The organism is Streptomyces sp. NBC_00057 (assembly GCF_045041165.1).
Classification (GTDB): Bacteria; Actinomycetota; Actinomycetes; order Streptomycetales; family Streptomycetaceae; genus Streptomyces.
Map to the genome: position 1 here is coordinate 6320202 of NZ_CP108256.1, position 22992 is coordinate 6343193.

Consider the following 22992-nt stretch of genomic DNA (forward strand, 5'->3'; position numbering starts at 1 on the left):
ACCTGACCCTGCTCCGGGGCTCTCCTCATGCCGATTCATGCCGTCAGCGCACCTCGGCGCACCGCGAATCCGTACACCGTCGTCGAGACATACTCCTCGCCCGGCCGCAGCACCGTGCTCGGGAACTCGGGCCGGTTCGGGGAGTCCGGGAAGTGCTGGGTCTCCAGCGCGATCCCGGCACAGGGCCCGAACGGCCGCCCGCGAGATTCCAGTAGGTGTGATTCGTCAGGTTCAGCACCGTCGGGGCGTCCGTCGTCGCCCGGTACGCGATCCGCAGCGCCCCGCCCTCGTCCAGGGTGTACGTCGCCGACACCGTCAGACACCCCGGGAAGCCCTCCTCGCCGCCCTCGGAGACCAGGGAGAGCCGGACACCGTCCGCCACCTCCCGCGCCTGCCACACGCGCTTGTCGAAGCCCCGGGCCCCGCCGTGCACATGGTTGCGCCCCTCGTTGCGCGTCACCCGGTGCGTCTGCCCGTCCAGTTCGAAACAGGCACCACCGATCCGGTTCGCGTACCGCCCGACCAGCGCGCCGAAATACGGACCCGAATACGTCTCGTACCCGGCGAGATCCGGCAGCCCGAGCGCCACACCCGCCCGCACTCCGTCCCGGCCGGGCACCTCGACCGACTGCACGATGCCGCCGTACGTCAGGACACGCACCCGCGTACCGTCCCGCTCCAGCGTCCAGCGGTGGACCACGGCGCCGTCCGCGAGGGTGCCGAACTCTTCCGTACGCAGCGCGGTGCCCGAACCTGTGTCCATGATCACAAACTCTACGCCGGGGGCCGGGCCGAGGTGACATTGCGGTACGCGATCTCCGCCAGCCGCGCCTGCCCGTTCCGTCCCGGATGGAACCAGTCCCACTGGCTGAGCTGTTTGCCGGTGAACCGGTAGTCGAAAACCGCCCCGCCGTCGTAACGGCAGCGCCGGTCCTTCGCACAGACCTTCCGCAGCACGTCGTTGTACGCCACGACCCGATCCTGCACCGAGGTACGCCGGGCCACGGCGCGCGCGCCCATGTCGTCCGCGTCACCCAGCATCGACTGACAGATCCCCAGCTTCCAGATCTGCTTGCCCAGCGGATTGCCGCGCCCCGTCGACCAGAGCCGCTTGAGATCCGGCACGCTCGACACATACACGTGCGCCTTGGGCGCCCCGGCGCGCAACTGACGCATCGAAGCCTCGAACGACGCCCGGAAATCCGCCACCGGAGTCATGAACCGCGCCGAGTCCCGGCAGGCGTCATTGGCGCCGATCATCACCGTCACCAGATCCGGCTTCTCCTTTGCGGCCAGCGCCATCTGCTCCGGCAACTGCGCGATCCTGGCCCCCGTCTCGGCATGGTTCCAGCTGCGCTCGGCGGCCCCCGACTCACCGAGCAGCCGCACGGCGAGGCTGCGCACCCCGCTGTCCGTGCCGGTCGCCCAGGACACCTCCGGGCAGTCCGCCAGCACCGAACAGGCGTCGAAACCGCGGGTGATGGAGTCACCGACGGCGGCCACCGACCCCGGTCTGCGGTCCCAGAGCGGGCCTGGCTTGGCGGGCGGCCGCCGCTTTTCGGCCGTCGCCCCCTTCGTCGTCCCGTCCTGGCCGGCGTCGCAGCCGGTCAGGACAGCCGTGCCGAGCAACGAGACGGCCGTCAGGACGGCGGCCACGGTACGCGAACGGTGGCGGGCGGAACGATCCTGCATCCCTTGGCTCCCCTCGGTTATGCCCCCGGCAACCCCTCGTGGCACCGGTCGTAGGGCCCGGGCGCTCTGCAGGGTGAAAGCTGAGCGAATGATGGGCCCGGGACCGACGGTACGTCACACCTCGGACGCCGCCGCGCGGTAGCTTTTCCTCGTCGAACCAGCGGCGCTTCCCCTCACCCGGCTCTATTCGGGTGGCTTTCTGTAAATCACATCACGTCACATACTGTCCCTTTTCAGGAGATTCACCCCGATGCTGTTTACTGATGACAACCTCGGGAACCGGCCGAGAAGAGACGGTACGGGCGCGAGGCCGCTGGGGAAGGCGAACTTCGTCCCACACTGGAGGTCCCGGTGACGACACGTGGAGTTCTGTACGTTCACTCCGCACCGCGCGCGCTCTGCCCCCATGTCGAATGGGCGGTGGCGGGTGTACTCGGTGTGCGGGTCCAGCTGGACTGGATCAGACAGCCGGCCGCGCCCGGTACCTGGCGGTCCGAGTTCTCCTGGCAGGCCAGGCCCGGCACGGCGTCGAAGCTGGCCTCCGCGCTGCGCGGCTGGGATCTGCTGCGCTTCGAGGTGACGGCCGAGCCGAGTCCCACGTCGGAGGGCGAGCGCTACAGCTCCACGCCCGAACTGGGCATCTTCCACGCCGTCACCGGCATGCACGGCGACATTCTGGTGCCCGAGGACCGCTTGCGGGCGGCGCTGGCGCGGTCCGTGCGGGGCGAGACCGACCTGGAGGCCGAGATCGCCAAGCTGCTCGGCAAGCCGTGGGACGACGAGTTGGAGTCCTTCCGCCATGCGGGAGAGGGCGCGCCGGTGCGGTGGCTGCACCAGGTGGTGTGAGCCCGTGACCGGGCGCGCTGCCCCGGACCGGGGACTCCGCCCCGGACCTGCGCGCCTCAAATGCCGGCGAGGCTGAAATTCACCCTGATCCGGCAAATCCAAGCTGAACCCGGCAAAATCAAGCCCCTCCGGCGCTTGAGGAGCGGGGGTCCGGGGGCAGCGCCCCCGAAACGCCCCGCGCAGCGGACGAAGCCCGCCTCCCCCGACCGGGGAAGCGGGCTTCGGTGTACCGGACCGCGGACCGCAGGTCAGACGCTGCGGAACGCCAGGACCACGTTGTGACCGCCGAAGCCGAACGAGTTGTTGATCGCGGCGATCGGCCCCTCCGGCAGCGGCCGGGGCTCATCGCGCACGATGTCCGCCTCCACCGCCTCGTCGAGGTGCTCCACGTTGATCGTCGGCGGGGCCATCCGGTGGTGCAGCGCCAGGACCGTCGCGACGGTCTCGATGCCGCCCGCGCCACCGAGGAGGTGACCGGTCATCGACTTCGTCGCGGAGATCGCGACGTGGTCGAGGTCGTCGCCCAGAACCTTGCGCAGAGCCTTCAGCTCCGCGACGTCGCCCTGCGGCGTCGACGTGGCGTGCGCGTTGAGGTGCACGACCTCGGACGGCTTGAGGTCCGTCTGGTCCAGCAGGTTCTGCATCGCGGCGGCGATGCCGCGACCGGTCGGCTCGGGCTGCGCGATGTGGTGGGCGTCAGCGGACAGACCCTGGCCCAGCACCTCGCAGTAGACCTTGGCGCCACGCGCGGCGGCGTGCTCCGCGGACTCCAGGACGACGACCCCGGCACCCTCGCCGAGGACGAAGCCGTCACGGCCCGTGTCGTACGGACGGGAGGCCTTCTCGGGCTCCTCGTTGTGCTTGGACATCGCCATCATGTTGGCGAACGCGGCGATCGGCAGCGGGTGGATCGCCGCCTCGGTGCCACCGGCGAGGACCACATCGGCACGGCCGGTGCGGATCATCTCGACGGCGTACCCGATCGCCTCCGCGCCCGAGGCGCAGGCGGAGACCGGAGTGTGCACACCGGCCTGGGCGTTGACCTCCAGGCCGACGTTGGCGGCCGGGCCGTTGGGCATGAGCATGGGCACGGTGTGCGGGGAGACGCGGCGTACGCCCTTCTCCTTGAGCACGTCGTACTGGTCGAGCAGGGTGATCACGCCGCCGATACCGGAGGCGATGACTGTGCCCAGCCGCTCGGGCTGGACCGTGTCGTCCTCACCGGCCTTGCCGGTGAAGCCGGCGTCCGCCCACGCCTCGCGGGCCGCGATCAGCGCGAACTGCGCCGAACGGTCCAGCTTGCGGGCGAGCGGGCGGGGCAGGACGTCGCCCGGGTCGACGGCCGCGAGCGCGGCGATCCGGACGGGCAATTCGGCGAAACGTTCGCCCTCGAGAGGCTTGACGCCGGAACGACCGGCCATCAGACCTTCCCAGGTCGACGCCGAGTCGCCACCCAGCGGAGTGGTTGCGCCGATACCGGTGACGACCACGGTGCGATTGGTCGAGTTCACTGGAAAATCTTCTCCACGTGTAGAGGGTCGTGAATCAGCGGCGCCACCGCCGGGTGGCGACACAGGAGCCGACCTGATCAGGCCTGGTGCTTGAGGATGTAGTCGGCAGCATCGCCGACAGTCTTGAGGTTCTTGACGTCCTCGTCGGGGATCTTGACGTCGAAGCGCTCCTCGGCGGCGACGACGACCTCGACCATGGACAGCGAGTCGACGTCCAGGTCGTCGGTGAAGGACTTGTCCAGCTGGACGTCCTCGACCGGGATACCGGCGATCTCGTTGACGATCTCGGCGAGACCGTTGACGATCTCTTCCTGAGTGGCGGCCATGTTGGCGCTCCTTCGGTGTTTATCTGCAGGGTTCGGACGTCCGGGCCGAAAGGCCTGGTGTGCCTAGGGGAGAGTAACGACCGTCGCGGCGTAGACGAGACCCGCCCCGAAGCCGATGACGAGCGCGGTGTCGCCGCTCTTCGCCTGACCGGTCGCCAGAAGCCGCTCCATAGCGAGCGGAATCGAGGCGGCGGAGGTGTTGCCGGTGGTCTCCACGTCACGGGCGACCGTGACGTTCTCCGGCAGCTTCAGGGTCTTCACCATCGAGTCGATGATCCGCATGTTGGCCTGGTGCGGAATGAAGACGTCCAGGTCTTTCGGTGCGATCCCGGCCGCGTCCAGCGCCTGCTGGGCGACCTTCGCCATCTCGAAGACGGCCCAGCGGAAGACCGCCTGGCCCTCCTGCGTGATGGCCGGGAACTTCTCCGGGCGCTCGGCGTGGAACTCGTCCCACGCCACGGTCTGCTTGATCGTCTCGGACTTGTCGCCCTCGGAGCCCCAGACGGTGGGGCCTATGGCCGGCACCTTGGAGGGGCCGACGACGACCGCGCCGGCGCCGTCGCCGAAGAGGAAGGCCGTCGCGCGGTCCTCCTTGTCGGTGAGGTCGCTGAGCCGCTCCACGCCGATGACGAGAACGTACTCCGCCGAACCCTCGACGATCATGCCCTTGGCGAGGGTCAGTCCGTAGCCGAAGCCCGCGCAGCCGGCCGAGATGTCGAAGGCGGCGGGCTTGCCCGCGCCGACCTTGTGGGCGATCTCGGTCGCGATGGCCGGGGTCTGCTTGAAGTGCGAGACGGTGGAGACGATCACGGCGCCGATCTGCTCCGGCGTGATCCCGGCATCGGCGATGGCCTTCCCGGACGCCTCCACGGACATCGCCGCCACGGTCTCCTCCTCGGAGGCCCAGTGGCGGGTGGCGATGCCGGAGCGCGAGCGGATCCACTCGTCGGACGAGTCGATCGTCTCGAGGATCACCTCGTTGGGCACGACACGGGTCGGACGGTAGCCGCCGACACCCATGATGCGTGCGTACGGGGCGCCCTGACTGGGCTTGATCTTCGACATGCTCTCGGGCTCCTTAGGCGCCCGCGTGCTCGGAGATGAGCGCGCGGGCCGCGTCGAGGTCGTCGGGGGTCTTGAGCGCGAGGGTCTGCACACCGGGCATCGCGCGCTTGGCGAGACCCGTGAGGGTGCCGCCGGGGCATGCCTCGATGAGAGCCGTGACGCCCATCTCCTTGAAGGTCTCCATGCACAGGTCCCAGCGGACCGGGTTGGCCACCTGGCCGACCAGCCGCGAGATGACCTCGTCGCCGATGGCCACGGGCTTCCCGTCGGCGTTCGAGACATATGTCACGACCGGGTCGGCGATCTTCAGCGCCAGGGCGGCCTCGCGCAGCCGGTCGACGGCGGGCGCCATGTGGTGCGTGTGGAAGGCGCCGGCGACCTTGAGGGGCACCACGCGGCGTACGCCCTCGGGCTTGTCCTCGGTCAGCGCGGCGATCTGCGCGGCGGTGCCGGCGGCGACGATCTGGCCGCCACCGTTGACGTTCGCCGGGGTCAGCCCGAGCTTCTCCAGGTGCGGGACCGTCACCTCGGGGTCGCCGCCGAGCAGCGCCGCCATGCCGGTCTCGGTGACCGCCGCGGCATCGGCCATGGCGAGCCCACGGGTACGTACGAGACGGAGTGCGGCCTCGTCGCCGATGACTCCGGCAAGGGCGGCTGCGGTGATCTCACCCACGCTGTGACCTGCGACGACGTCGGGCGACGCGTTGAGCGCGGCGGCGGACAGCAGACCGGCGGCGACCAGCAGCGGCTGCGCCACCGCGGTGTCACGGATCGCCTCGGCGTCGGCCTCGGTGCCGTAGTGGGCGAGGTCGAGCCCGATGGCGTCGGACCAGGCCGCGATGCGGTCGGCGGCACCGGGGAGTTCGAGCCAGGGAGTCAGGAAGCCGGGCGTCTGAGCGCCTTGGCCGGGAGCGACGAGTACGAGCACCCTCACACTCTCTCTTGTGAACGGTCCGGAACACCCGTGGGGACAGGGACGAAGAACCGTATGGGGAATTGTTGATGTCCGACAAAAGTCTAGGACTGCGGATCTCTGGCGGCCAAGCGTCCCAGAATCAGGGCGATTCGCAGGGTGAACGCAGAGCGGACATCGGAAGGCGACCATCCGGTGACGTCAGTCACACGTCGGAGCCGGTAGCGCACGGTGTTGGGGTGGACGAAGAGCATCCTGGCCGCACCCTCCAGGCTGCTCGCCTGCTCCAGATACACACTCAGCGTCTCCAGGAGCGCAGAACCCGCTTCTTCCAGCGGTCTGTAGATCTCCTCCACCAATTGGTCCCGTGCGGCAGGGTCGCCCGCCATCGCGCGCTCCGGCAGCAGATCGTCGGCCAGTACCGGCCGCGGGGCGTCCTGCCAGGCACCGCACGCCCTGAGCCCGGCGGCCGCCGCCTGTGCGGACCGGGTGGCCGCCAGCAGGTCGGGCACCACGGGTCCGGCAACGACCGGACCTGCGGCGTACGGGCCGATCAGCGCCTTCGCGACATGCAGCGGGTTGTCGCTGCCACCCGCGATGACGACCAGCCGGTTGCCGAGCACCCCGGTCAGGACCTGGAGCTTCGCGTGCCGGGCGGCGCGCCGGATCGCCTCCACCGTCAGTTCGCTGTCGCCGTCCGGGGCCGTACCGAGAACCACGCACACGTGCTCGGGGGAGTTCCAGCCGAGCGCCGCGGCGCGTGACACGGCGCCCTCGTCGGCCTCGCCGGACAGCACCGCGTTCACCACGAGCGATTCCAGCCGGGCGTCCCAGGCGCCGCGGGCCTCGGCGGCCTGCGCGTACACCTGGGCGGTCGCGAAGGCGATCTCCCGCGCGTAGACGAGCAGCGCCTCCCGCAGCACCGACTCGTCGCCGGGCGCGGCGACCTCCTCGATCGCGGCCTCCATGACCTCGATCGTCGTACGCACCATCTCGACGGTCTGCCGCAGGGTGATCGCCCGGGTCAGCTCGCGCGGAGCCGTACCGAACACATCGGTGGAGATGGCCTGCGGGGTCTCCGGATGCCGGAACCACTCGGTGAACGCCGCGATCCCGGCCTGGGCCACCAGGCCGATCCAGGACCGGTTCTCCGGTGGCATCGCCCGGTACCACGGCAGTGACTCGTCCATGCGGGCGATCGCATTGGCGGCCAGCCGGCCGGAGGACTGCTCCAGCCGTTTCAGGGTCGCGGCATGCAGGTGGGCGGCGTTCGCAGCGGGCTGCTCAGGATCGGGTCGGGGCACGAACACAAGACTGCCCTATCCGGCCACGTGCTCGGTGGGCCGGGGCGGTGGCGGGTCGTACTGCCGGGTAGCGGCAAGACGATCGTGGGGGCGCCGCGCCGGGCTACCGTGGGCGGGTGATTTCCGTACACCGCGCCGAAGACCGCTTCCTGGGCGGGGACCGGGCCGCCGGTATCCTGTCCCGGCACGCCTTCTCCTTCGGCAGCTTCTACGACCCGGACAATCTGCGCTTCGGCGCGATCCTGGCGTGCAACTCGGAACGGCTGGCGCCCGGCGCGGGCTTCGACGAACACCCCCACAGCCACACGGAGATCGTCACCTGGGTCGTCGAGGGCGAGCTGACCCACCGCGATTCGACCGGTCACGCCACGGTCGTACGGGCCGGGGATCTCCAGCACCTCAGAGCGGCGGCCGGGGTGCGGCACGTCGAGCGCAACGACGGGGACGGCCCGCTGACGTTCGTTCAGATGTGGCTGGCACCGCTCGAACCGGGCGGCGAACCCTCGTACACGATCGTTCCCGGCATCGCCGACTCCACCCCGTACGCCCTCCCGGAAGCGGGCGCCATGCTGCATGTGCGCAGGCTGGCCGCGGGCGAACACACTGCGGTGCCGGACGCGGCACGGGTGTACGTCCATGTGGTGGCCGGGGGCGTGCGGCTCGGCGACGAGGAGTTGGAGGCGGGCGACTCGGTGCGGATCACCGGGGAGGAGGGGCTGGAGCTGGTGGCGGCCGGGACGGCCGAGGTGCTGATCTGGGAACTGTCGGCCTGAGCTACCGGCCGGTGTCCCGGCGCCACATCGACCACATCGGCGGCCCCGCCCGGAACGTCATATCCTCCTGCACCGCGAAGCCGTGGCGCCGGTAGAAGGTCAGATTGCGGCGGTTGCTCGACTCCAGGAAAACCGGCCGCCCGTCCGCGTCCGCCTGCTCCAGCAGCCCGCTGAGCACCTGCGACCCGCGCCCGGTACCGCGCGCGTCCGCGTGGGTGCCGATGTACTCGACGTACCAGTGCGCGGGGTCGGCCGGGTGGCGGTGCTCAAGGGCCAGCAACCGCATTCCGGTACGGGGGAGTTGGGCCCGTCCCGCCCGCAGCAGCGTGCCCGTGTTGCGCAGCAGATAGCTCACCGGCAGCTTCCACTTCCCGGGCTCCGCCCACACCGCAGCCACCGTGCGGTCGGGATCGGTCCACACCCGGCCCGCCGGGACCTGCTGCGCCAGATGCGCGGTGAACAGCAGCCGCAGCCTCCGGTCCCGGTCGTGCGGCATCAGCCAGGACCAGACGGGGTCCTCGGCGTAGGCACTGGCGAGTACGGAAGCGAGCGCCGGGACGTCGGAGGCGGTAGCGCGGACTATGTCGGCCATGGGCGAGGAGAGTAGCGGTTCCCCGGGCCGCGGACACGGGCGTCGACGGACATCCGCCGACCGTGTGCCGCAGCGCCGGTCCCTCGGGCCGCGAGCATCGCGTCCGTGAACGGCGGCCACACCTCCCTGCCCATGGCCCGAAGGCCCGGTCGGTGAGCGCGACACAGGCCGCCCCTGCATGATTCCCACCGGTGACGCCGGCCCTGTGAGGGCCTCCACATCCCCCGAGTGAGTGCTTTCACGCCCGCCACGGGAACCGGGAGCGGTGGCCTCGGGATCCTCAACTACGGGGACAGAGCGGTCCATTCGGATTCCTGCTCCCTGTGGAATCACGGCAAATCGGGGGAAAAATGCTGCGTTTACATTTCACGGACGCCGACCTGGCGAAGGTCTGGGTCGCGCCGGGTCCGGACCCGCTCTGGGAGACGGTCCTCGGGGTGCAACTGCTGTCGCAGACCGGTCCGCGGTCCTTTGGCGAGTGGCGGCGGCGGGCCCGTATGGAGCTCCAGCGCAAGGGCGCCGACGGCCCGGCCCGGCTGGTGGGCGCCGCGGCGCCACCGGCGAGCTATTTCCCGGACTTCCTGACACCTGCCGAAGGCGGTCACGGGCTGTCGGCGGGGCTGGACGCGCTGCGGGCCACGCCGTCGGCCCGACTGCGCCGCGAGCTGGCGCTCACGGCGCGCACCCGGCGCCTGCCGCGCTGGTTCGCCGGCCTCGCCGCCGGTGAGCGGAGCCATCTCGACGAACTGACCGATGCCATCCGGCGTGTGCACGACACCGTCGTCCGCCCGGACTGGACGCGTGTGGCCGCGACGGTCCAGGCCGACCGGATGGTGCGGGCGCGGGCCCTGTGCGACGGAGGTGTTGCCGGGCTGCTGGAGTCGCTGCGACCCGCGCTGGACTGGCGGCCTCCGACGCTGTACGTGCGTTACCCCGAGGGCCGCGACATCCACCTCGACGGCCGGGGCCTCTGCCTGATCCCCTCCTTCTTCTGCCACAGCAGCCCGGTCGCACTGGCCGACCCGACTCTGCCGCAGGTGCTCGTTTACCCGATCGCGCGGACGGAGGGCCCCGACGTGTCGCCGGTCGGCGCGGACCGGCGGCGGAGGCAGCTCGCGGGACTTCTCGGCCGCACCCGCGCGCGTGTGCTGACCGCACTTCAGAACTCCGCCACGACCGGTGAGTTGGCGCGCATGCTGCGCATCTCCGCAGCCTCGGCGAGCGAGCACGTCCGCGCACTGCGGGAGGCCGGACTCGTGCACGGCAACCGGGTGGGCGGGAGCGTCATCCACAGCCTCACCCCGCTCGGAGCGGCGCTGCTGCACGGTGAGCCGCAACGCCCCGGCCCGGCCTGAGCAGCGGAATTCGGCCCTGCCCGAACGCCGTCGTCACACGGCACGCACTGAGCCGATGCTGGTACGGCAGCCGCGGGGGACGACCACACGGAAGAAGCACCCGCCGCTCGTACCGAGCAACACAGTCTCGTCGCACCGCCGTTCAGGTCGGCGGTGCGGCACGGGGGAAGGAAACCCACTCATGAGCATCACAGTCACGGAGCACCGGACGGTGGCGTCGCGCCGCCGCGCACGGCTCGCGGCCGCCACGGTCGCCGCGTTCGCCACGGCGGGCGTCCTCCTCACGGCCGGCACCGCCGCGGCCCAGTACCCGCCGCTGGAGGGTGGTGCGTACCCGGCCAAGAGGACACTGTCGGCGTACAAGTTCCAGACGCAGTCGACGTACTACTACTGCGGCCCGGCCTCCACCCGTCTCGCGCTGACCCAGCGGGGCAAGAAGGTCAGCCAGAAGACCCTGTCGAAGGACCTGAAGGTCGAGCAGAACGGCAAGCAGACCGACAACATCGGCCTGGTGACCAAGGTCCTCAACAAGCGCCTGCCGGGCTCCCCGTACGAGAACAAGTGGATCCCGGGCAACGACGCCACGTCGGCCCAGGTGAAGCGTCTGAAGGCGGACATCAAGTACGACATCAACAAGGGGTACGCCATCGTGGCCAACGTATACGGCACGGCGTACGACACCGCCGGCAAGAAGCACTCGTACAACCAGGGCCACTACCTGACCGTGGTCGGCTACGCCAAGAACGGTGACCACGCCGTCATCGAGGACATCGCGATCAAGTCCTCCAGCCGTCACCGGTACACGATGACCACGAAGAAGCTGGCGACGTGGATCGCGTCGAAGGGCTACTCCGCGTAGCGCCGCAGCCGGTCACGGGGGAACGGAGGGGGCTCGGGACGACCACCGGTCGTCCCGAGCCCCCTCCGCCGTACGAGCTTCCGACGAACTCAGAGCCCGTCCACGAACGCCTGCCAGGCGTCGGCCCCGACGACCAGGACGGGGCCGCCCGGGTTCTTGCTGTCGCGGACGGGTACGGCGCAGGGGAGGCCGTCGACCACCTCGACGCAGTCGCCGCCGTTGGTGCCGCTGTAACTCGACTTGCGCCATGCCGCGCCGCCGGTGACGGTGCACTCGACGCATTCGCCGCCGTTGGTGCCGCTGTACGTTGACTTCCGCCACTGTGCTCCGGTCAGGTCATGCCTGATCTCCATAGCGTTCCTCCATCACACGAGCGATCAGCGTCGCCGAGTCCTCGGGGGAGAGGGCTGTGGCTTGCAAGCGAGCGTAGCCGACCGAACGTTCCTTGATCACCTGGGGATTGGCGGTCATGTGTCCCTGATCGTAGCTGTCCACGTAGAACAGGTCAGGATCGTCATCGAACCTGAGAAGGGTGAACGACCCCATCATTCCCGTGTGCCGGCCGACGGAGAACGGAAGTACCTGGATCTGCACCCAGGGATCGTCACGGAAGTCCAACAGCCGTGCCAGTTGCGCGCGCATGACGTCGCGTCCGCCGACCTCCTGGAGCAGTGCGGCCTCGCTCAGGATGACCCACAGAGCGGGCGGATTCCCGCCCTTCAGGATCCGCTGGCGATCCAGCCGGGCCGCCACCATCTCGTCAACCTTGTTCGGGTGATCCACACCGAGTAGTGCCCGCGCGTACTCCTCCGTCTGCAACAGCCCGTACACCAACTGCGCCTGGTACGTGGAGATGTACGTTGCACGGGCCTCCATGTCCGCGTACGGCTGGAACCAGGTCGGCAGCTGGCTGCGCAGGACCAGGCCGACGAGGCGCGAGAACACGCCGTCCGTGCCGAGTGCCGCGTCCACCCGCTCGGAGAAGTCGCGGGTGGGGATCTTCTTCGTGGTCTCGATCTGGCCGATCAGGGAGCCGGTGCAGAAGATGATGTCGCCGAGCTGACCCTGTTTGAGGTTGTTGGCCTCTCTCTGGCGGCGCAGCTCCCAGCCGTAGTAGTCCAGCGGGGAGGCGTGGGGGTCGAGCGTGTGGATGTTGGCCACGGCGGGGGCACCTCCGGCTTTCAACGCCTCGCGGCGTTCGTTTCCGTACGTAGCCGAGCGTAATCGCGTCGCTGCACTCTGGTGACATGAATCACGTAATTGATCCGCAGGCCGACGATCTGCTGGAGGCGACCTACCGCGCCGACTTCGCGATGGGCGAGCACTCGGCCCGGCATCTGCGCCACATCCTGCGCCTCTACCTCACCGCCTGGGGGCTCCTCGACGTGGCCGATGCGGCCGAGTTGGCACTCACCGAGCTGATCGCCAATGTCGTACGGCACGTCCCCGGCCGCCGTTGCCAGACGCTCATCTTCCTGCTCGCGGCCGGGGGTGTACGCGTCGAGGTGGCGGATGCCTCCCCGGAACTGGCCCGCGCGGTCATCGGTGATGTGCTCGACGAGGGCGGGCGGGGGCTGGTCCTGGTCGATGCCGTCACCGACGGCTGGGGCGTGGAGCCGCGCCGCGACGGCTGTGGCAAGACGGTCTGGTTCGAGTGCCTGGCCGCAAAAGCAGCCGACGGGTGATCTCTCTCAGCGGCCGGAGCCGAGCTCCGCGAGCACCGCGTCCGTGAACGCCGGCCACACCTCGACCGCCCACGGGCCGAAGGCCCGGTCGGTGAGCGCGACGCACGCCGCGCCCGCCACCGGGTCGATCCACAGGAAGGTCCCGGACTGCCCGAAGTGCCCGAACGTCGCAGGTGACGAGGAACCGCCCGTCCAGTGCGGCGACTTGGAGTCACGGATCTCGAAGCCGAGCCCCCAGTCGTTGGGGTTCTGGTGACCGTAGCCCGGCAGCACACCCTTCAGGCCGGGGTGTGCGACGGTCTGCGCGGCCAGCACCGTACGAGGGTCGAGCAGCCGCGGCGCCTGCACCTCCGCCGCGAACCGTGCCAGATCGTCGACGGTCGAGACACCGTCCTTGGCGGGCGAGCCGTCCACCGTGGTCGACGTCATCCCCAGCGGCTCCAGCACCGCCTGGCGTACGTATTCCGGGAACGGGATGTCGGTGGCCTTGGCGATATGGTCGCCGAGCACTTCGAAGCCGGCATTGGAGTAGAGCCGTCGGGTGCCGGGGGCGGCCGTCACCCGGTGCTCGTCGAAGGCGAGCCCGCTGGTGTGCGCGAGCAGATGCCGGACGGTGGAACCCTCGGGCCCGGCCGGCTCGTCGAGCTCGACCGCGCCCTCCTCGTACGCCACGAGCGCCGCGTAGGCCGCGATCGGCTTGGTGACGGAGGCGAGCGGAAAACGGTGCGAGGTCGGGCCGTGCGTACCGACGACCGTGCCGTCCGCTCGTACGACGGCCGTCGCCGCGGTGGGGACGGGCCAGTTGTCGATCATCGCCAGGCTCTGCATACGTATGAGCCTAAAGGGCCGTCCTGCACGGCTCGGAGGGGGTGGCCCGGCCGCCGCCGAAACCCGTCGCCGTTTGCGCTTGCTTCGAGTGCACTCCAAGGTTCTAGCGTGGAGGTCATGACGGTGATGGAGAGCACTTCCGTAAAGGCGGACGCATGCGCATCGGCACCCAGGGCGCATCCGCGTCCCGAGGGTCAGGACCGCTACACCATCAGTGAGGTCGCCGCCTTCACCGGGCTCACCGCGCACACCCTGCGCTGGTACGAGCGGATCGGGCTGATGTCGCACGTCGACCGGTCCCACACCGGTCAGCGCCGCTTCACCAACCGCGACCTGGACTGGCTGGCCTTCGTCGGCAAGCTGCGGCTGACCGGGATGCCGGTCGCCGACATGGTCCGGTACGCGGAGCTGCTGCGCGAGGGCGAGCACACCTTCGAGGAACGGCAGGAGTTGCTGGAGGCGACCCGCCGTGACGTGAAGACGCGGATCGCGGAGCTCCAGGACACCCTCGCCGTCCTCGACCACAAGATCGACTTCTATGCGAGTGCCCGACGGGCGCCGGAAAGGCCCTGTGCCTGATGACTGACAACAAGATCACCACCGTGGAGCTCGGAAACGGCGGCCCGCAGGTCGGCGTCCAGGGACTCGGCTGCATGGGCATGAGCGAGTTCTACGGGGACACCGATGAGTCCTCGGCGCGAGAGACGCTGGAGACGGCGCTGACGGCGGGTGTCACCCTCTTCGACACCGCCGATGTCTACGGGAGCGGCGCCAACGAGAGGTTTCTCGCCCCGTTCGTCGGAGCGCACCGCGACGAGATCACACTCGCCACGAAGTTCGCCATCGAGCGCAAGGACGACGACCCGCAGTACCGGGGCGTGCGCAACGACCCCGCGTACATCCGCCAGGCCGTCGAGGACAGTCTTCGTCGCCTGAACACCGACGTCATCGACCTGTACTACATGCACCGCCGCGACCCGGCCGTCCCGCTGGCCGAGTCCGTCGGCGCGATGGCCGAGCTGGTCCAGCAGGGCAAGGTCAAGCAGCTCGGGCTGAGCGAGGTGACCGGCGCGGAGCTGCGCGAGGCGCACGCGGTGCACCCGATCGCCGCCCTGCAGTCCGAGTGGTCGCTCTTCAGCCGGGACGTCGAGCGCAGTGCCGTGCCCGCCGCGGTCGAGCTCGGTGTGACCTTCGTGCCGTACTCGCCGCTCGGCCGGGGCTTTCTGACCGGGGCGTTCACGGACGCTGCCAAGGACCTGTCGGCCGGTGACTTCCGTAAGTACCAGCCCCGCTTCACCGGCGACAACGCGAAGACGAACGCCGCCCTGCTGGAGCCCGTCCACAAGATCGCGGCGGCGCACGGGGCGTCGGCCGCGCAGGTGGCGCTCGCGTGGGTGCAGCAGCGGGCCCAGGTGCACGGGCTGACCGTGGTGCCGATCCCGGGCACCCGCAAGAGCAGCCGACTGCTGGAGAACGTGGCCGCCACCCGGCTCACGCTGACCGCGGAGGAGCTGGCACTGCTGGAGCCGATCGCGGGGCAGGTGGCGGGGGACCGGTACCCGGACATGAGCTCCACTTCCGCGGCGCGCGAGTAATCCGGTGGCCCGGGGCCCCACCGCACCCCGTGGCCCCGGGTTTCGGTGCCGTGGTGAATGATGGCATCGGCCTGCGGTATGGCGACGTTCATGCGAGGGGTGCGCCCGTGGTGTTTGTTGCAATTATTTCCGTTGTCACCTTCGGGGGCGGCTTTTTCTTTCTCCTCCACCTCTTCAGGCGCGACCAGAAGATTTTGTGGGAGGGCCGGGATGTCCGGGCCCTGGTGGAGGATGTCCGTCACCTCGGTACGAATGACAGCGGATCCGTCGAGATAAAGTACCGGCTTTCCTGGAGCGAGGACGGTGCGACCAAGCAAGTGGAAGGCAGGGACACTATTTCGGCCGCCCGCTCGTCGAGGGTGCAAAAGGGCTGCGAGATCGATATCAAGTACCTGGATGACCGCAACATCATGTTCATCTTCGACAAGTAGATGATGCGGGAACGGATCCCGGGCGGCGGAGGCGGACGAAGGAAACGACGTCACGCCTCGCCCGGCACCACCACCCCCGCCTCGTACGCGAATATCACCGCCTGCGCACGGTCCCGCAGGTCCAGCTTGGCCAGAACCCGGCCGATATGCGTCTTCACCGTCTGCTCGGCCAGCACCAGCCTCCCCGCGATTTCCTGGTTGGACAGGCCCCGCGCGATCAGCTCCAGCACCTCCGTCTCGCGCGGAGTCAGCCCGTTCAGCCGCAGCGACTGGCCGCTCCGGGTGGCCCCGGTCGGACCCTGGCGGGCGAAGTCCGCGATCAGCCGGCGGGTCACGGACGGCGCGAGCAGCGCCTCGCCCGCCGCGACCACCCGCACCGCCGAGATCAGGTCCGCGGGCGGCGCGTCCTTCAGCAGGAAGCCGGACGCCCCGGCGCGCAGCGCCTCGTACACGTAGTCGTCCACGTCGAACGTGGTGAGCATCAGGACCCTCGGCCGGTGCACCACCCCCACCGGAGGGTTCAGCAGCTCGCGGGCCGCCGCCAGACCGTCCATCTCGGGCATCCGGACATCCATCAGGACCACGTCCGGGTGGACGCTCCGGCTGACGTCGATGCCCCGGCGTCCGTCCGGCGCCTCACCGACCACGTCGATGTCGCTCTGTGCCGCGAGCAGTGCCGCGAATCCCGCCCGCACCATGGCCTGGTCGTCGACGATGATCACGCGGATGGTCAAGAGTCCTCCGAGGTCGGGGGCGGAACGGGGACGAGGGGCAGCCGCGCCGCCACCCGGAAGCCGCCGTCGGGCAGGGGCCCGGTGTCCAGCGTGCCGCCCGTCAACCGTACGCGTTCCCGCATGCCGACCAGGCCGTGCCCGGTCCCGGTCGTCTCCAGCGGCGAACCGGGCTGCTCCGCCCGGTCGTTGACCACCAACGCGGTCAGGTGCTCGCCGTCGGACGTGATCGACACCCGGGTTCGTGCTCCGGGCGCGTGCCGGACCACGTTCGCCAGGGCCTCCTGCACGATCCGGTACGCCGACAGGTCCACCGCCTGCGGTACGTCTGGCAGATGCAGATCGGCGGACAGCGACAGTTCGGCCGGCAGCCCCGCCCGTACCGTCGCCTCCACCAGCTGCTGCACCCGGTCGAGCCCCGGCTGCGGTGCCCGCTCGCCCTCCGTGCCGTCGCTGCGCAGCACCGCGAGCAGGCGCCGCATCTCCGTCAGCGACTCCCGCGCGCTCGCCGCGATCACCCCGAACTCCTCGCGCGCCTGCTCGGGCAGCCCGCTGATCCGGTAGGGCGCGGAGTCGGCCTGGACCGTGATCACGGACATGTGGTGGGCGACCACGTCGTGCAGCTCACGGGCGATCCTGGTCCGCTCCTCCAGCAGTGTCCGCTGCGCCCGCTCGGCCTCACTGATGGTCTCCTGTTCGGCGAGCCGACGCTGCGCGTCGCCACGTTCCCGTACTGCCGCACCGATCAGCAGGACCACCGCACCGAGGATCACGAGCAGCAGCGCGCTGCCGTTGCTGCGGCCCGGGGAGATCAGCTGCAGGATCAGGCTTGCCGCACCCGTCGCCACCCAGACCGCGACCAGGGTCCGCCGGGTCTCGCGCAGCGCCAGCGCGAGCAGCAGGAAGAGATAGCCGATCAGGGTGGGCGGGGGCCACGGCCAGATCTCGTACTCGTGGACCGGATACCCGAGCAGCACGGCCGCGCCCAGGATGTCGGCGGGGAAGACGATCCACCAGGCCTGCAGCGGCCGGTGCGCCAGCATCAGCAGCGGTGCGGCCTGCGCGACGGCCAGGATTCCCGCCAGTCCTCCGATCACGCCGTACTGCTCGGTCAGGACGTTGATCGTGACCGGGATGAAGATCGCGGCAAGGGCGAGGACGACCACGTACGGCAGCAGCCGCTGCCGGTGTTTCGGTGCGTGGGCCAGGGGTGGCACCGGGGGATGGGACGGGTGGGAGAGCCCGTGAGCGAGCTCGCGCAGATTGCGCCGGGCGGCGCTCAGCAGGCCGTCGGCGGAGGGTGGAGTGGGCGGCGGGGAAGTGGTCATGGCCCGATCAGCGTAGGCAGCGGGCCGGCCCGGTGTCGTCGTACCCGGGTTTCGGTCCGCCGCCATGCTTCTCGTACGGGAGTACTACCGGCGGGCCGGACACACCTACAGCTCGGCGAGCAACTGGGCCTTCTTCGCACTGAACTCGTCGTCCGTCACCAGGCCCGCCCGGTGCAGTTCCCCGAGGTGCCGGATCCGCTCCGCGATGTCCGCGGGATCGCGCCGCCCCACGCCTGCCGGGGCGGAGGGAGCCGGCTGCTTCCTGCGTACGGATTCCAGTACGGCCGCGGCGAACGGCAGCGACTCGTGCACCGGGCCGTAGCCGAGGCCGAAGACCACGGCAGCCGGGTCCTGGTCGGCCCGGGCGGGGCGGGGGGCCATCGGCTGTGCGCTCTGCACCGTGCCCGAACCGAGCCTCGTGACCGGCTCCGTATCCATGCCGAGGCCGGCTCCCGGGCCCGGAGTCGCACCTTCCTGGCCTCTCGGCACCAGCCGCAGATAGCCGTCGAAGGCCTCCGGCGAGCGCCACTCGACACCGCTCAGTTCCGTCACCGGGAACGTCTGGTCGCCGGCCTTCCACTTCGCCGTGGAGGCACCCGTCCAGAACCACCGGAAGGAGACCCGGTCCCCGTCGAAGCCGGCCCGGCCGTCGTACGCCTTGAACTGCATCGGCGCCTCGGGGGCCGCGACCAGGAACCGGTCGGCGGGCTCCGCCGCGTCGGGACCGAGCAGGGCGCGCAGTTCGTCCGCGTAGTACTCGGCGAGCGTCTCGCGCTCGGCGGGGAGCACCAGCCGGTACGGATCGCAGCCGTCCTTCAGTTGCCCGGCCGCAGCCTCCAGCAACGGGTCGGCACCGGGTCTCGGTACCGCGTGCAGGACCACCGTGCCCCGCTTGCCCGGGGTCAGCGTCACCGATGACAGCGCCGCGTGCGGGACGCGGCGCTCACGCAGGCTCTGGAAGAGCTTCGGCGTGCGTATTCCCCGTTCGAAGCGGACGAGCACGGAGTCGGTGTCGAACTCCCAGGTGGCATGAATTCCGGCCAGCACATCACCCATGTGCCTCATCGTATGCGGCACTTGCCCGCACGTCCCCCCTCGGCGTAAGTCCCGATATGCGGCCGACCACGGCTCGCTGTGCCCGTCAGATCCCCTGTCTGCCCGTGACTCCGTCGTGGCAGGCGCTGTCGGAGTTCGCACAACTGACCGAGCTGTAGGCCCCCACGCCAATTGAGGCGAAGTTGCTGAGGCTCTCGGTGCCCGGCTCGAAATAGCCGCTGTGCCCGACCGCGCCGCCCGCCGAGACGATGCGTGCGCCGAAGCCCGGGTCGACCGGATCGGCACCGTGCCCGAGACCGCCCAGCTCCAGGTTGGGTACGTCCTCGATCCAGTCGTCGTGGTCCCGCATCGCCCACACCCTGGCCCCGGTGTGCAGCTGCCCCGCGTTCTCCACCCGCATGCCGGGGCTGCCCGCGACCGCGATGTCGGCGACCCTGGAGGGCAGTTCATGTGCGGCGACACCGCACAGCACCGAGCCGTAGCTGTGGCAGAACAGCGAGATGGGGGCGGCCCCGGGCAGCGCGCCCACCAGCGCGTTCAGCCGCACCGCCCCGCGCTCGGCGAGGTTCCCCAGGGCCGCGTCCATACCGACTCCGGCGGGCGTGGTGTAGTCGGCCCAGGCGATGACGGCGGTACGGGTGCCGGGGCGCGCGGCGCGCTCCGCCGCGTACAGCGACTTCGCCATACCGACCGGCGCGGCATTCACCTTGGGGGCGGACCGCTCCAGCGTCAGCAGGTTGGTGTCGACCCCGGGCACGATCACGGAGATCCGGTCGGCCCGGTCGAGATCACCGAACACCTCCGCGGCTCGGCCTTTTCCGGACGGGTCGAAGGCGAGGATGTGCCGTCCCTCGGCGAGCATCGACTGGAAGCGGTTCATCCGGCGGAGCGCCTCGGCGCGGCCGTCGGGGGAGAGCCTGGCGTCGTGCATGCGCTGCCGCTCGACCGTCCGCGCCTGCACCAGGGCCAGCCGGTTGGCGTGGTAGCGCAGGGTGACCGGGGCGCCGTTCAGATTGCCCACGACCAAGGGGTACTTGTCGGCAAGACCGGTGCGCTGAGCGGCCGTGAGCGTGGCGAAGAACCGCGACAGGCGGCGCGGCGGTGCTTCGGCGTCCGGCAGCGCACGACCCGCCACGTGGCCCCGTGCCCAGGAGGCGAGTGCGACGGTGCGTGGCTCGTCGGAGTGTGGGTGACGTACGGCGGTCCAGCCAGTGGTCGCCAACATCACGAACACGACCGCGACGGCGAGCAGCGCGCGCCATGCGGTGAGCGTGGGGGAGGAGTCGAAGGAAGTCACTTCGGCCCACATTAGGAGACGCGCGACGGCAGCCGTGAAGAGGGTGACACACATCACCCGGCTGACGGGAATTCAAGGCGGTTCATTTCACGCTGTGTTGGTGCGGCGCGCACACCCGGGCGCGCGGAATGCCCCCGGAGCGTCGCATATGGCCATCGGGGCACGGCGGTTGTGAAGTCGGTCATGCCGCGGCAGTGAGGCGTACAGCACATCGACGGAGTTTCCATGTCGCTACCCGAGCCCGGTGTCGGCCCCCGCCCGCCAGTTCCCGGCCAGCGCCGGTCCGAGCTGGTCCAGGTACACCTCGGTCAGCGCGCGCAACGAGTCCACGCTGGTGTCCCGCCCCTGCCCCCAGAGCTGCCCGGTCACCCGCATCACCCCACAGAACGCGGCCACGGCGACCCTCGGCCGGGGGTCCGTCCTCACGTCGAGCCCCTCGCGCTCGGCGATCAGCAGCGCGATCTGGTTCTCCAGATCCATGCTGCGCCGCAGGTGGGCGGCGAGCAGCGACGGCGTCGACTCGATCATCCGGTACGTGCGCATATGGAGTTCGACCGTGATGATCGCCTCGATCGCCTCACCGATACTGTCCCAGGCGCAGAGGACCGCGCTGCGCATCGCCTCGAACGGGGCTTCCGACGCGGGGCGCCGACGCAGCTCCGAGAGGAAGTGCGACTCCACCATCTCCTGGATGGCGAAGGCGGCCTCCTCCTTGCTGGCGAAGTAGCGGAAGAAGGTGCGCTGGGAGACCTCGACGGCGTCGACGATCTCGTCGACGGTGGTCTCCTCGTACCCCTGGTCGGTGAAGAGATCGAGGGCGGCGTGCAGCAGGGCGTCCCGGGTGCGCCGCTTCTTCCGTTCGCGCAGTCCGGTCGGATACACGGCCCGCTGCCCATCGGTCACTGAAGTGGTCCTCTTTCACCTGCTTTGTCCAGCTCAGCGTACGTGTGAGCTACGTGACAGTTACCGGCATGTGAAATGGTTTGTCAACTGTCAGCCGCTGACACTAATCTCCCGGGCATGACTAGTCAGACCACCGTCGAAAAGGCGTCGCGGGAGCCGCAGGACACCGCCGTGCCCGCACCTGCCAAGGGGCTGCGCGGCCACCCCTGGCTGACGCTCTTCTCCGTGGCCATCGGCGTGATGATGGTCGCGCTCGACGGCACGATCGTCGCGATCGCCAACCCCGCCATCCAGCAGGACCTGGGCGCCTCGCTCGCCGACGTCCAGTGGATCACCAACGGCTACATGCTCGCCCTCGCGGTCTCCCTGATCACCGCGGGCAAGCTCGGTGACCGGTTCGGCCACCGCCAGACCTTCCTCATAGGTGTCGTCGGCTTCGCCGCGGCATCGGGGGCCATCGGCCTGTCCAACAGCGTCGCACTGGTGATCGTGTTCCGGGTGCTCCAGGGCCTCTTCGGCGCCCTGCTGATGCCCGCCGCGCTCGGCCTGCTGCGCGCCACCTTCCCGGCCGAGAAGCTCAACATGGCGATCGGCATCTGGGGCATGGTGATCGGCGCCTCCACCGCGGGCGGCCCGATCCTCGGCGGTGTGCTCGTCGAGCACGTCAGCTGGCAGTCGGTCTTCTTCATCAATGTGCCGGTCGGTGTGATCGCGCTTCTGCTGGGCCTGGTGATCCTCAAGGACCACCGCGCCGAGAACGCGCCGCGCTCCTTCGACATCGGCGGCATCGTGTTGCTGTCGCAGGCGATGTTCTGCCTGATCTGGGCGCTCATCAAGGGCGCCGAGTGGGGCTGGGGCGACTACAAGACGCTCGGCTTCCTGGGCGCCGCAGTGGCCCTGTTCGTGGTCTTCGCCTTCTCCCAGAAGAACGTCAGGGAGCCGCTGATCCCGCTGGCGATGTTCCGGTCCGTGCCGCTGTCCGCGGGCGCGGTTTTGATGGTGCTGATGGCCTTCGCCTTCATGGGCGGGCTGTTCTTCGTCACCTTCTACCTTCAGAACGTGCACGGTCTGAGCCCCGTCGACAGCGGTCTGCACCTGCTGCCGCTGACCGGAATGATGATCGTCGCCTCGCCGCTCGCAGGCGCCATGATCACCAAGTTCGGCCCGCGGGTTCCGCTGGTCGGCGGCATGGTGTGCACGGCGGTCGCCATGTTCGGCATGTCCCAGCTGGAGATCGGCACCAGCACCCTGACCATGTCGATCTGGTTCGGTCTGCTCGGCCTCGGCCTCGCCCCGGTGATGGTCGGCGCCACCGAGGTCATCGTCGGCAACGCGCCGATGGAACTCTCCGGTGTCGCGGGCGGCCTCCAGCAGGCCGCCATGCAGGTCGGCGGCAGCCTCGGCACGGCGGTGCTGGGCGCGGTCATGGCCTCCCAGGTCGACTCGAAGCTGGCCGACAACTGGACGGCCGCGAAGCTTCCGCCCCTTACGCCGGAGCAGCTGGACGCTGCGTCCTCGGCCGTCGAGGTCGGCGTACCGCCGGTGGACGGCAACACTCCGCCGGAGGTCGCGGCGCAGATCGCGGGTGTCGCCCATGACACGTTCGTGTCGGGCATGAGCACGGCGTTCATGGTGGCCGGCATCGTCGCGGTGGCCGCCGCGCTGGTCGCCACGCTCACCAAGCGCGGTGCGAATGCAGAGGCGGGCGCGGGCGCGGGTCACATCTGATCGCTCGTCGCGGCGCCCCCGAGGCGTCAACACCGTGCGTACAACAGCCCCGTCGGACCGTTCCGGCGGGGCTGTCGCCTATCAGGGTGGTGTGACCCGCAGCCCCTTCCCCAGGCGTCGCCCCGCAGGTCAGGGTGGCGTGCAACTGATTCGCACCACCACGGGGGTCGATTT

24 protein-coding genes and 1 pseudogene are annotated in these 22992 nt (G+C 69.9%); 9 read left to right on the forward strand and 16 right to left on the reverse strand.

The genetic code is table 11. From position 1 onward, the window contains the following. Window positions 1-35 precede the first annotated feature (35 nt). Both OG953_RS29670 and OG953_RS29675 read right to left on the reverse strand, forming a co-directional pair. Window positions 36-763: pseudogene (locus tag OG953_RS29670) on the reverse strand (aldose epimerase family protein). Between the two features lie 11 nt (window positions 764-774). Beyond that, the gene (locus OG953_RS29675) at window positions 775-1692 is read right to left on the reverse strand and encodes an SGNH/GDSL hydrolase family protein (RefSeq protein WP_405688114.1); all 918 of its coding nucleotides are present in this window, start codon (window positions 1690-1692) and stop codon (window positions 775-777) included. Between the two features lie 351 nt (window positions 1693-2043). Here OG953_RS29675 and OG953_RS29680 point away from each other — a divergent pair, with 351 nt between their 5' ends. Then, a complete protein-coding gene (locus OG953_RS29680) occupies window positions 2044-2538 on the forward strand; it encodes a DUF3145 domain-containing protein (protein ID WP_114244370.1) in 495 nt (164 codons plus the stop codon). Window positions 2539-2786: 248 nt separating this feature from the next. On the opposite strand, the gene fabF is transcribed toward OG953_RS29680, so the two are convergent. The 5 genes from fabF to OG953_RS29705 form a co-directional block, all read right to left on the reverse strand. Beyond that, on the reverse strand, window positions 2787-4049 hold the full coding sequence (gene fabF / locus OG953_RS29685; RefSeq protein WP_405688116.1) for a beta-ketoacyl-ACP synthase II: 1263 nt from the start codon (window positions 4047-4049) through the stop codon (window positions 2787-2789). Between the two features lie 77 nt (window positions 4050-4126). Continuing rightward, on the reverse strand, window positions 4127-4375 hold the full coding sequence (locus OG953_RS29690; protein ID WP_030925892.1) for an acyl carrier protein: 249 nt from the start codon (window positions 4373-4375) through the stop codon (window positions 4127-4129). Window positions 4376-4438: 63 nt separating this feature from the next. Further along, window positions 4439-5440 carry a ketoacyl-ACP synthase III gene (locus tag OG953_RS29695; protein WP_327275391.1) on the reverse strand — a complete coding sequence of 334 codons (1002 nt, stop codon included), beginning with the start codon at window positions 5438-5440 and terminating at the stop codon, window positions 4439-4441. A gap of 13 nt (window positions 5441-5453) precedes the next feature. After that, window positions 5454-6368 (reverse strand): ACP S-malonyltransferase, encoded by a 915-nt coding sequence (locus OG953_RS29700; RefSeq protein ID WP_405688117.1) that lies wholly within the window; start codon window positions 6366-6368, stop codon window positions 5454-5456. Between the two features lie 89 nt (window positions 6369-6457). After that, complete coding sequence (locus tag OG953_RS29705; RefSeq protein ID WP_405688119.1) at window positions 6458-7657, reverse strand: PucR family transcriptional regulator; 1200 nt, start codon at window positions 7655-7657, stop codon at window positions 6458-6460. 116 nt (window positions 7658-7773) lie between these two features. Between OG953_RS29705 and OG953_RS29710 the strand changes: the two genes are divergently transcribed. Then, the gene (locus tag OG953_RS29710; RefSeq protein WP_405688120.1) at window positions 7774-8430 is read left to right on the forward strand and encodes a pirin family protein; all 657 of its coding nucleotides are present in this window, start codon (window positions 7774-7776) and stop codon (window positions 8428-8430) included. 1 nt (window position 8431) lies between these two features. Here OG953_RS29710 and OG953_RS29715 read toward each other — a convergent pair whose 3' ends face one another. Further along, window positions 8432-9022: a GNAT family N-acetyltransferase gene (locus OG953_RS29715; protein WP_405688122.1), complete on the reverse strand. Its 591-nt coding sequence runs from the start codon at window positions 9020-9022 to the stop codon at window positions 8432-8434. Window positions 9023-9372: 350 nt separating this feature from the next. Between OG953_RS29715 and OG953_RS29720 the strand changes: the two genes are divergently transcribed. Together OG953_RS29720 and OG953_RS29725 are read left to right on the forward strand one after the other, a co-directional pair. Then, window positions 9373-10377, forward strand: a complete 1005-nt coding sequence (locus tag OG953_RS29720) for an ArsR/SmtB family transcription factor (protein ID WP_405688123.1) — start codon at window positions 9373-9375, stop codon at window positions 10375-10377. A 181-nt stretch (window positions 10378-10558) separates the two neighbouring features. After that, a complete protein-coding gene (locus OG953_RS29725) occupies window positions 10559-11236 on the forward strand; it encodes a C39 family peptidase (RefSeq protein WP_405688124.1) in 678 nt (225 codons plus the stop codon). 89 nt (window positions 11237-11325) lie between these two features. Here OG953_RS29725 and OG953_RS29730 read toward each other — a convergent pair whose 3' ends face one another. Together OG953_RS29730 and OG953_RS29735 are read right to left on the reverse strand one after the other, a co-directional pair. After that, on the reverse strand, window positions 11326-11589 hold the full coding sequence (locus tag OG953_RS29730) for a DUF397 domain-containing protein (RefSeq protein WP_405688126.1): 264 nt from the start codon (window positions 11587-11589) through the stop codon (window positions 11326-11328). After that, the gene (locus tag OG953_RS29735) at window positions 11573-12397 is read right to left on the reverse strand and encodes a helix-turn-helix transcriptional regulator (RefSeq protein WP_405688128.1); all 825 of its coding nucleotides are present in this window, start codon (window positions 12395-12397) and stop codon (window positions 11573-11575) included. The genes OG953_RS29730 and OG953_RS29735 overlap by 17 nt, the downstream gene beginning before the upstream one ends. Before the next feature lie 86 nt (window positions 12398-12483). Here OG953_RS29735 and OG953_RS29740 point away from each other — a divergent pair, with 86 nt between their 5' ends. Further along, window positions 12484-12921 (forward strand): ATP-binding protein, encoded by a 438-nt coding sequence (locus tag OG953_RS29740; protein WP_405688130.1) that lies wholly within the window; start codon window positions 12484-12486, stop codon window positions 12919-12921. Window positions 12922-12927: 6 nt separating this feature from the next. Here the strand turns inward: OG953_RS29740 and OG953_RS29745 are convergent, their stop codons facing one another. Beyond that, window positions 12928-13749, reverse strand: coding sequence for a serine hydrolase domain-containing protein (locus OG953_RS29745; protein WP_405688132.1), 822 nt, complete (start codon window positions 13747-13749; stop codon window positions 12928-12930). A 117-nt stretch (window positions 13750-13866) separates the two neighbouring features. Between OG953_RS29745 and OG953_RS29750 the strand changes: the two genes are divergently transcribed. Genes OG953_RS29750 through OG953_RS29760 form a run of 3 tightly spaced genes read left to right on the forward strand, consistent with a single transcriptional unit; the run spans window position 13867 to window position 15775 of the window. Then, window positions 13867-14328, forward strand: a complete 462-nt coding sequence (locus tag OG953_RS29750) for a MerR family transcriptional regulator (RefSeq protein WP_405688134.1) — start codon at window positions 13867-13869, stop codon at window positions 14326-14328. Next, a complete protein-coding gene (locus OG953_RS29755) occupies window positions 14328-15344 on the forward strand; it encodes an aldo/keto reductase (RefSeq protein ID WP_405688136.1) in 1017 nt (338 codons plus the stop codon). Before OG953_RS29750 ends, OG953_RS29755 begins: the two co-directional genes overlap by 1 nt. A gap of 53 nt (window positions 15345-15397) precedes the next feature. Then, window positions 15398-15775 (forward strand): hypothetical protein, encoded by a 378-nt coding sequence (locus tag OG953_RS29760; protein ID WP_405688139.1) that lies wholly within the window; start codon window positions 15398-15400, stop codon window positions 15773-15775. A 50-nt stretch (window positions 15776-15825) separates the two neighbouring features. Here the strand turns inward: OG953_RS29760 and OG953_RS29765 are convergent, their stop codons facing one another. From OG953_RS29765 to OG953_RS29785, 5 genes are all read right to left on the reverse strand, one after another. Further along, complete coding sequence (locus OG953_RS29765; protein ID WP_405688140.1) at window positions 15826-16509, reverse strand: response regulator; 684 nt, start codon at window positions 16507-16509, stop codon at window positions 15826-15828. Then, window positions 16506-17834 (reverse strand): sensor histidine kinase, encoded by a 1329-nt coding sequence (locus tag OG953_RS29770; protein ID WP_405688142.1) that lies wholly within the window; start codon window positions 17832-17834, stop codon window positions 16506-16508. Before OG953_RS29770 ends, OG953_RS29765 begins: the two co-directional genes overlap by 4 nt. 105 nt (window positions 17835-17939) lie before the next feature. Beyond that, window positions 17940-18890, reverse strand: coding sequence for a DUF4429 domain-containing protein (locus OG953_RS29775; protein WP_405688144.1), 951 nt, complete (start codon window positions 18888-18890; stop codon window positions 17940-17942). Between the two features lie 85 nt (window positions 18891-18975). Then, entirely contained in the window at window positions 18976-20187 is a 1212-nt protein-coding gene (locus OG953_RS29780; RefSeq protein ID WP_405688145.1) for an alpha/beta hydrolase, read from the reverse strand. A gap of 231 nt (window positions 20188-20418) precedes the next feature. Continuing rightward, complete coding sequence (locus OG953_RS29785) at window positions 20419-21090, reverse strand: TetR family transcriptional regulator (protein ID WP_405688146.1); 672 nt, start codon at window positions 21088-21090, stop codon at window positions 20419-20421. Between the two features lie 117 nt (window positions 21091-21207). Here OG953_RS29785 and OG953_RS29790 point away from each other — a divergent pair, with 117 nt between their 5' ends. Next, complete coding sequence (locus OG953_RS29790; protein ID WP_405688147.1) at window positions 21208-22818, forward strand: MFS transporter; 1611 nt, start codon at window positions 21208-21210, stop codon at window positions 22816-22818. The last annotated feature ends 174 nt before the right edge of the window (window positions 22819-22992 follow it).

Bases quoted from the DNA above. Each gene is read 5' to 3' on its own strand.
- OG953_RS29695 (WP_327275391.1), bottom strand. From the start codon at position 5,440: ATGTCGAAGATCAAGCCCAGTCAGGGCGCCCCGTACGCACGCATCATG.
- OG953_RS29745 (WP_405688132.1), bottom strand. From the start codon at position 13,749: ATGCAGAGCCTGGCGATGATCGACAACTGGCCCGTCCCCACCGCGGCG.
- OG953_RS29790 (WP_405688147.1), top strand. From the start codon at position 21,208: ATGACTAGTCAGACCACCGTCGAAAAGGCGTCGCGGGAGCCGCAGGAC.
- OG953_RS29725 (WP_405688124.1), top strand. From the start codon at position 10,559: ATGAGCATCACAGTCACGGAGCACCGGACGGTGGCGTCGCGCCGCCGC.
- OG953_RS29690 (WP_030925892.1), bottom strand. From the start codon at position 4,375: ATGGCCGCCACTCAGGAAGAGATCGTCAACGGTCTCGCCGAGATCGTC.
- OG953_RS29675 (WP_405688114.1), bottom strand. From the start codon at position 1,692: ATGCAGGATCGTTCCGCCCGCCACCGTTCGCGTACCGTGGCCGCCGTC.
- OG953_RS29775 (WP_405688144.1), bottom strand. From the start codon at position 18,890: ATGGGTGATGTGCTGGCCGGAATTCATGCCACCTGGGAGTTCGACACC.
- OG953_RS29755 (WP_405688136.1), top strand. From the start codon at position 14,328: ATGACTGACAACAAGATCACCACCGTGGAGCTCGGAAACGGCGGCCCG.
- OG953_RS29720 (WP_405688123.1), top strand. From the start codon at position 9,373: ATGCTGCGTTTACATTTCACGGACGCCGACCTGGCGAAGGTCTGGGTC.
- OG953_RS29740 (WP_405688130.1), top strand. From the start codon at position 12,484: ATGAATCACGTAATTGATCCGCAGGCCGACGATCTGCTGGAGGCGACC.
- OG953_RS29750 (WP_405688134.1), top strand. From the start codon at position 13,867: ATGACGGTGATGGAGAGCACTTCCGTAAAGGCGGACGCATGCGCATCG.
- OG953_RS29715 (WP_405688122.1), bottom strand. From the start codon at position 9,022: ATGGCCGACATAGTCCGCGCTACCGCCTCCGACGTCCCGGCGCTCGCT.
- OG953_RS29770 (WP_405688142.1), bottom strand. From the start codon at position 17,834: ATGACCACTTCCCCGCCGCCCACTCCACCCTCCGCCGACGGCCTGCTG.
- OG953_RS29730 (WP_405688126.1), bottom strand. From the start codon at position 11,589: ATGGAGATCAGGCATGACCTGACCGGAGCACAGTGGCGGAAGTCAACG.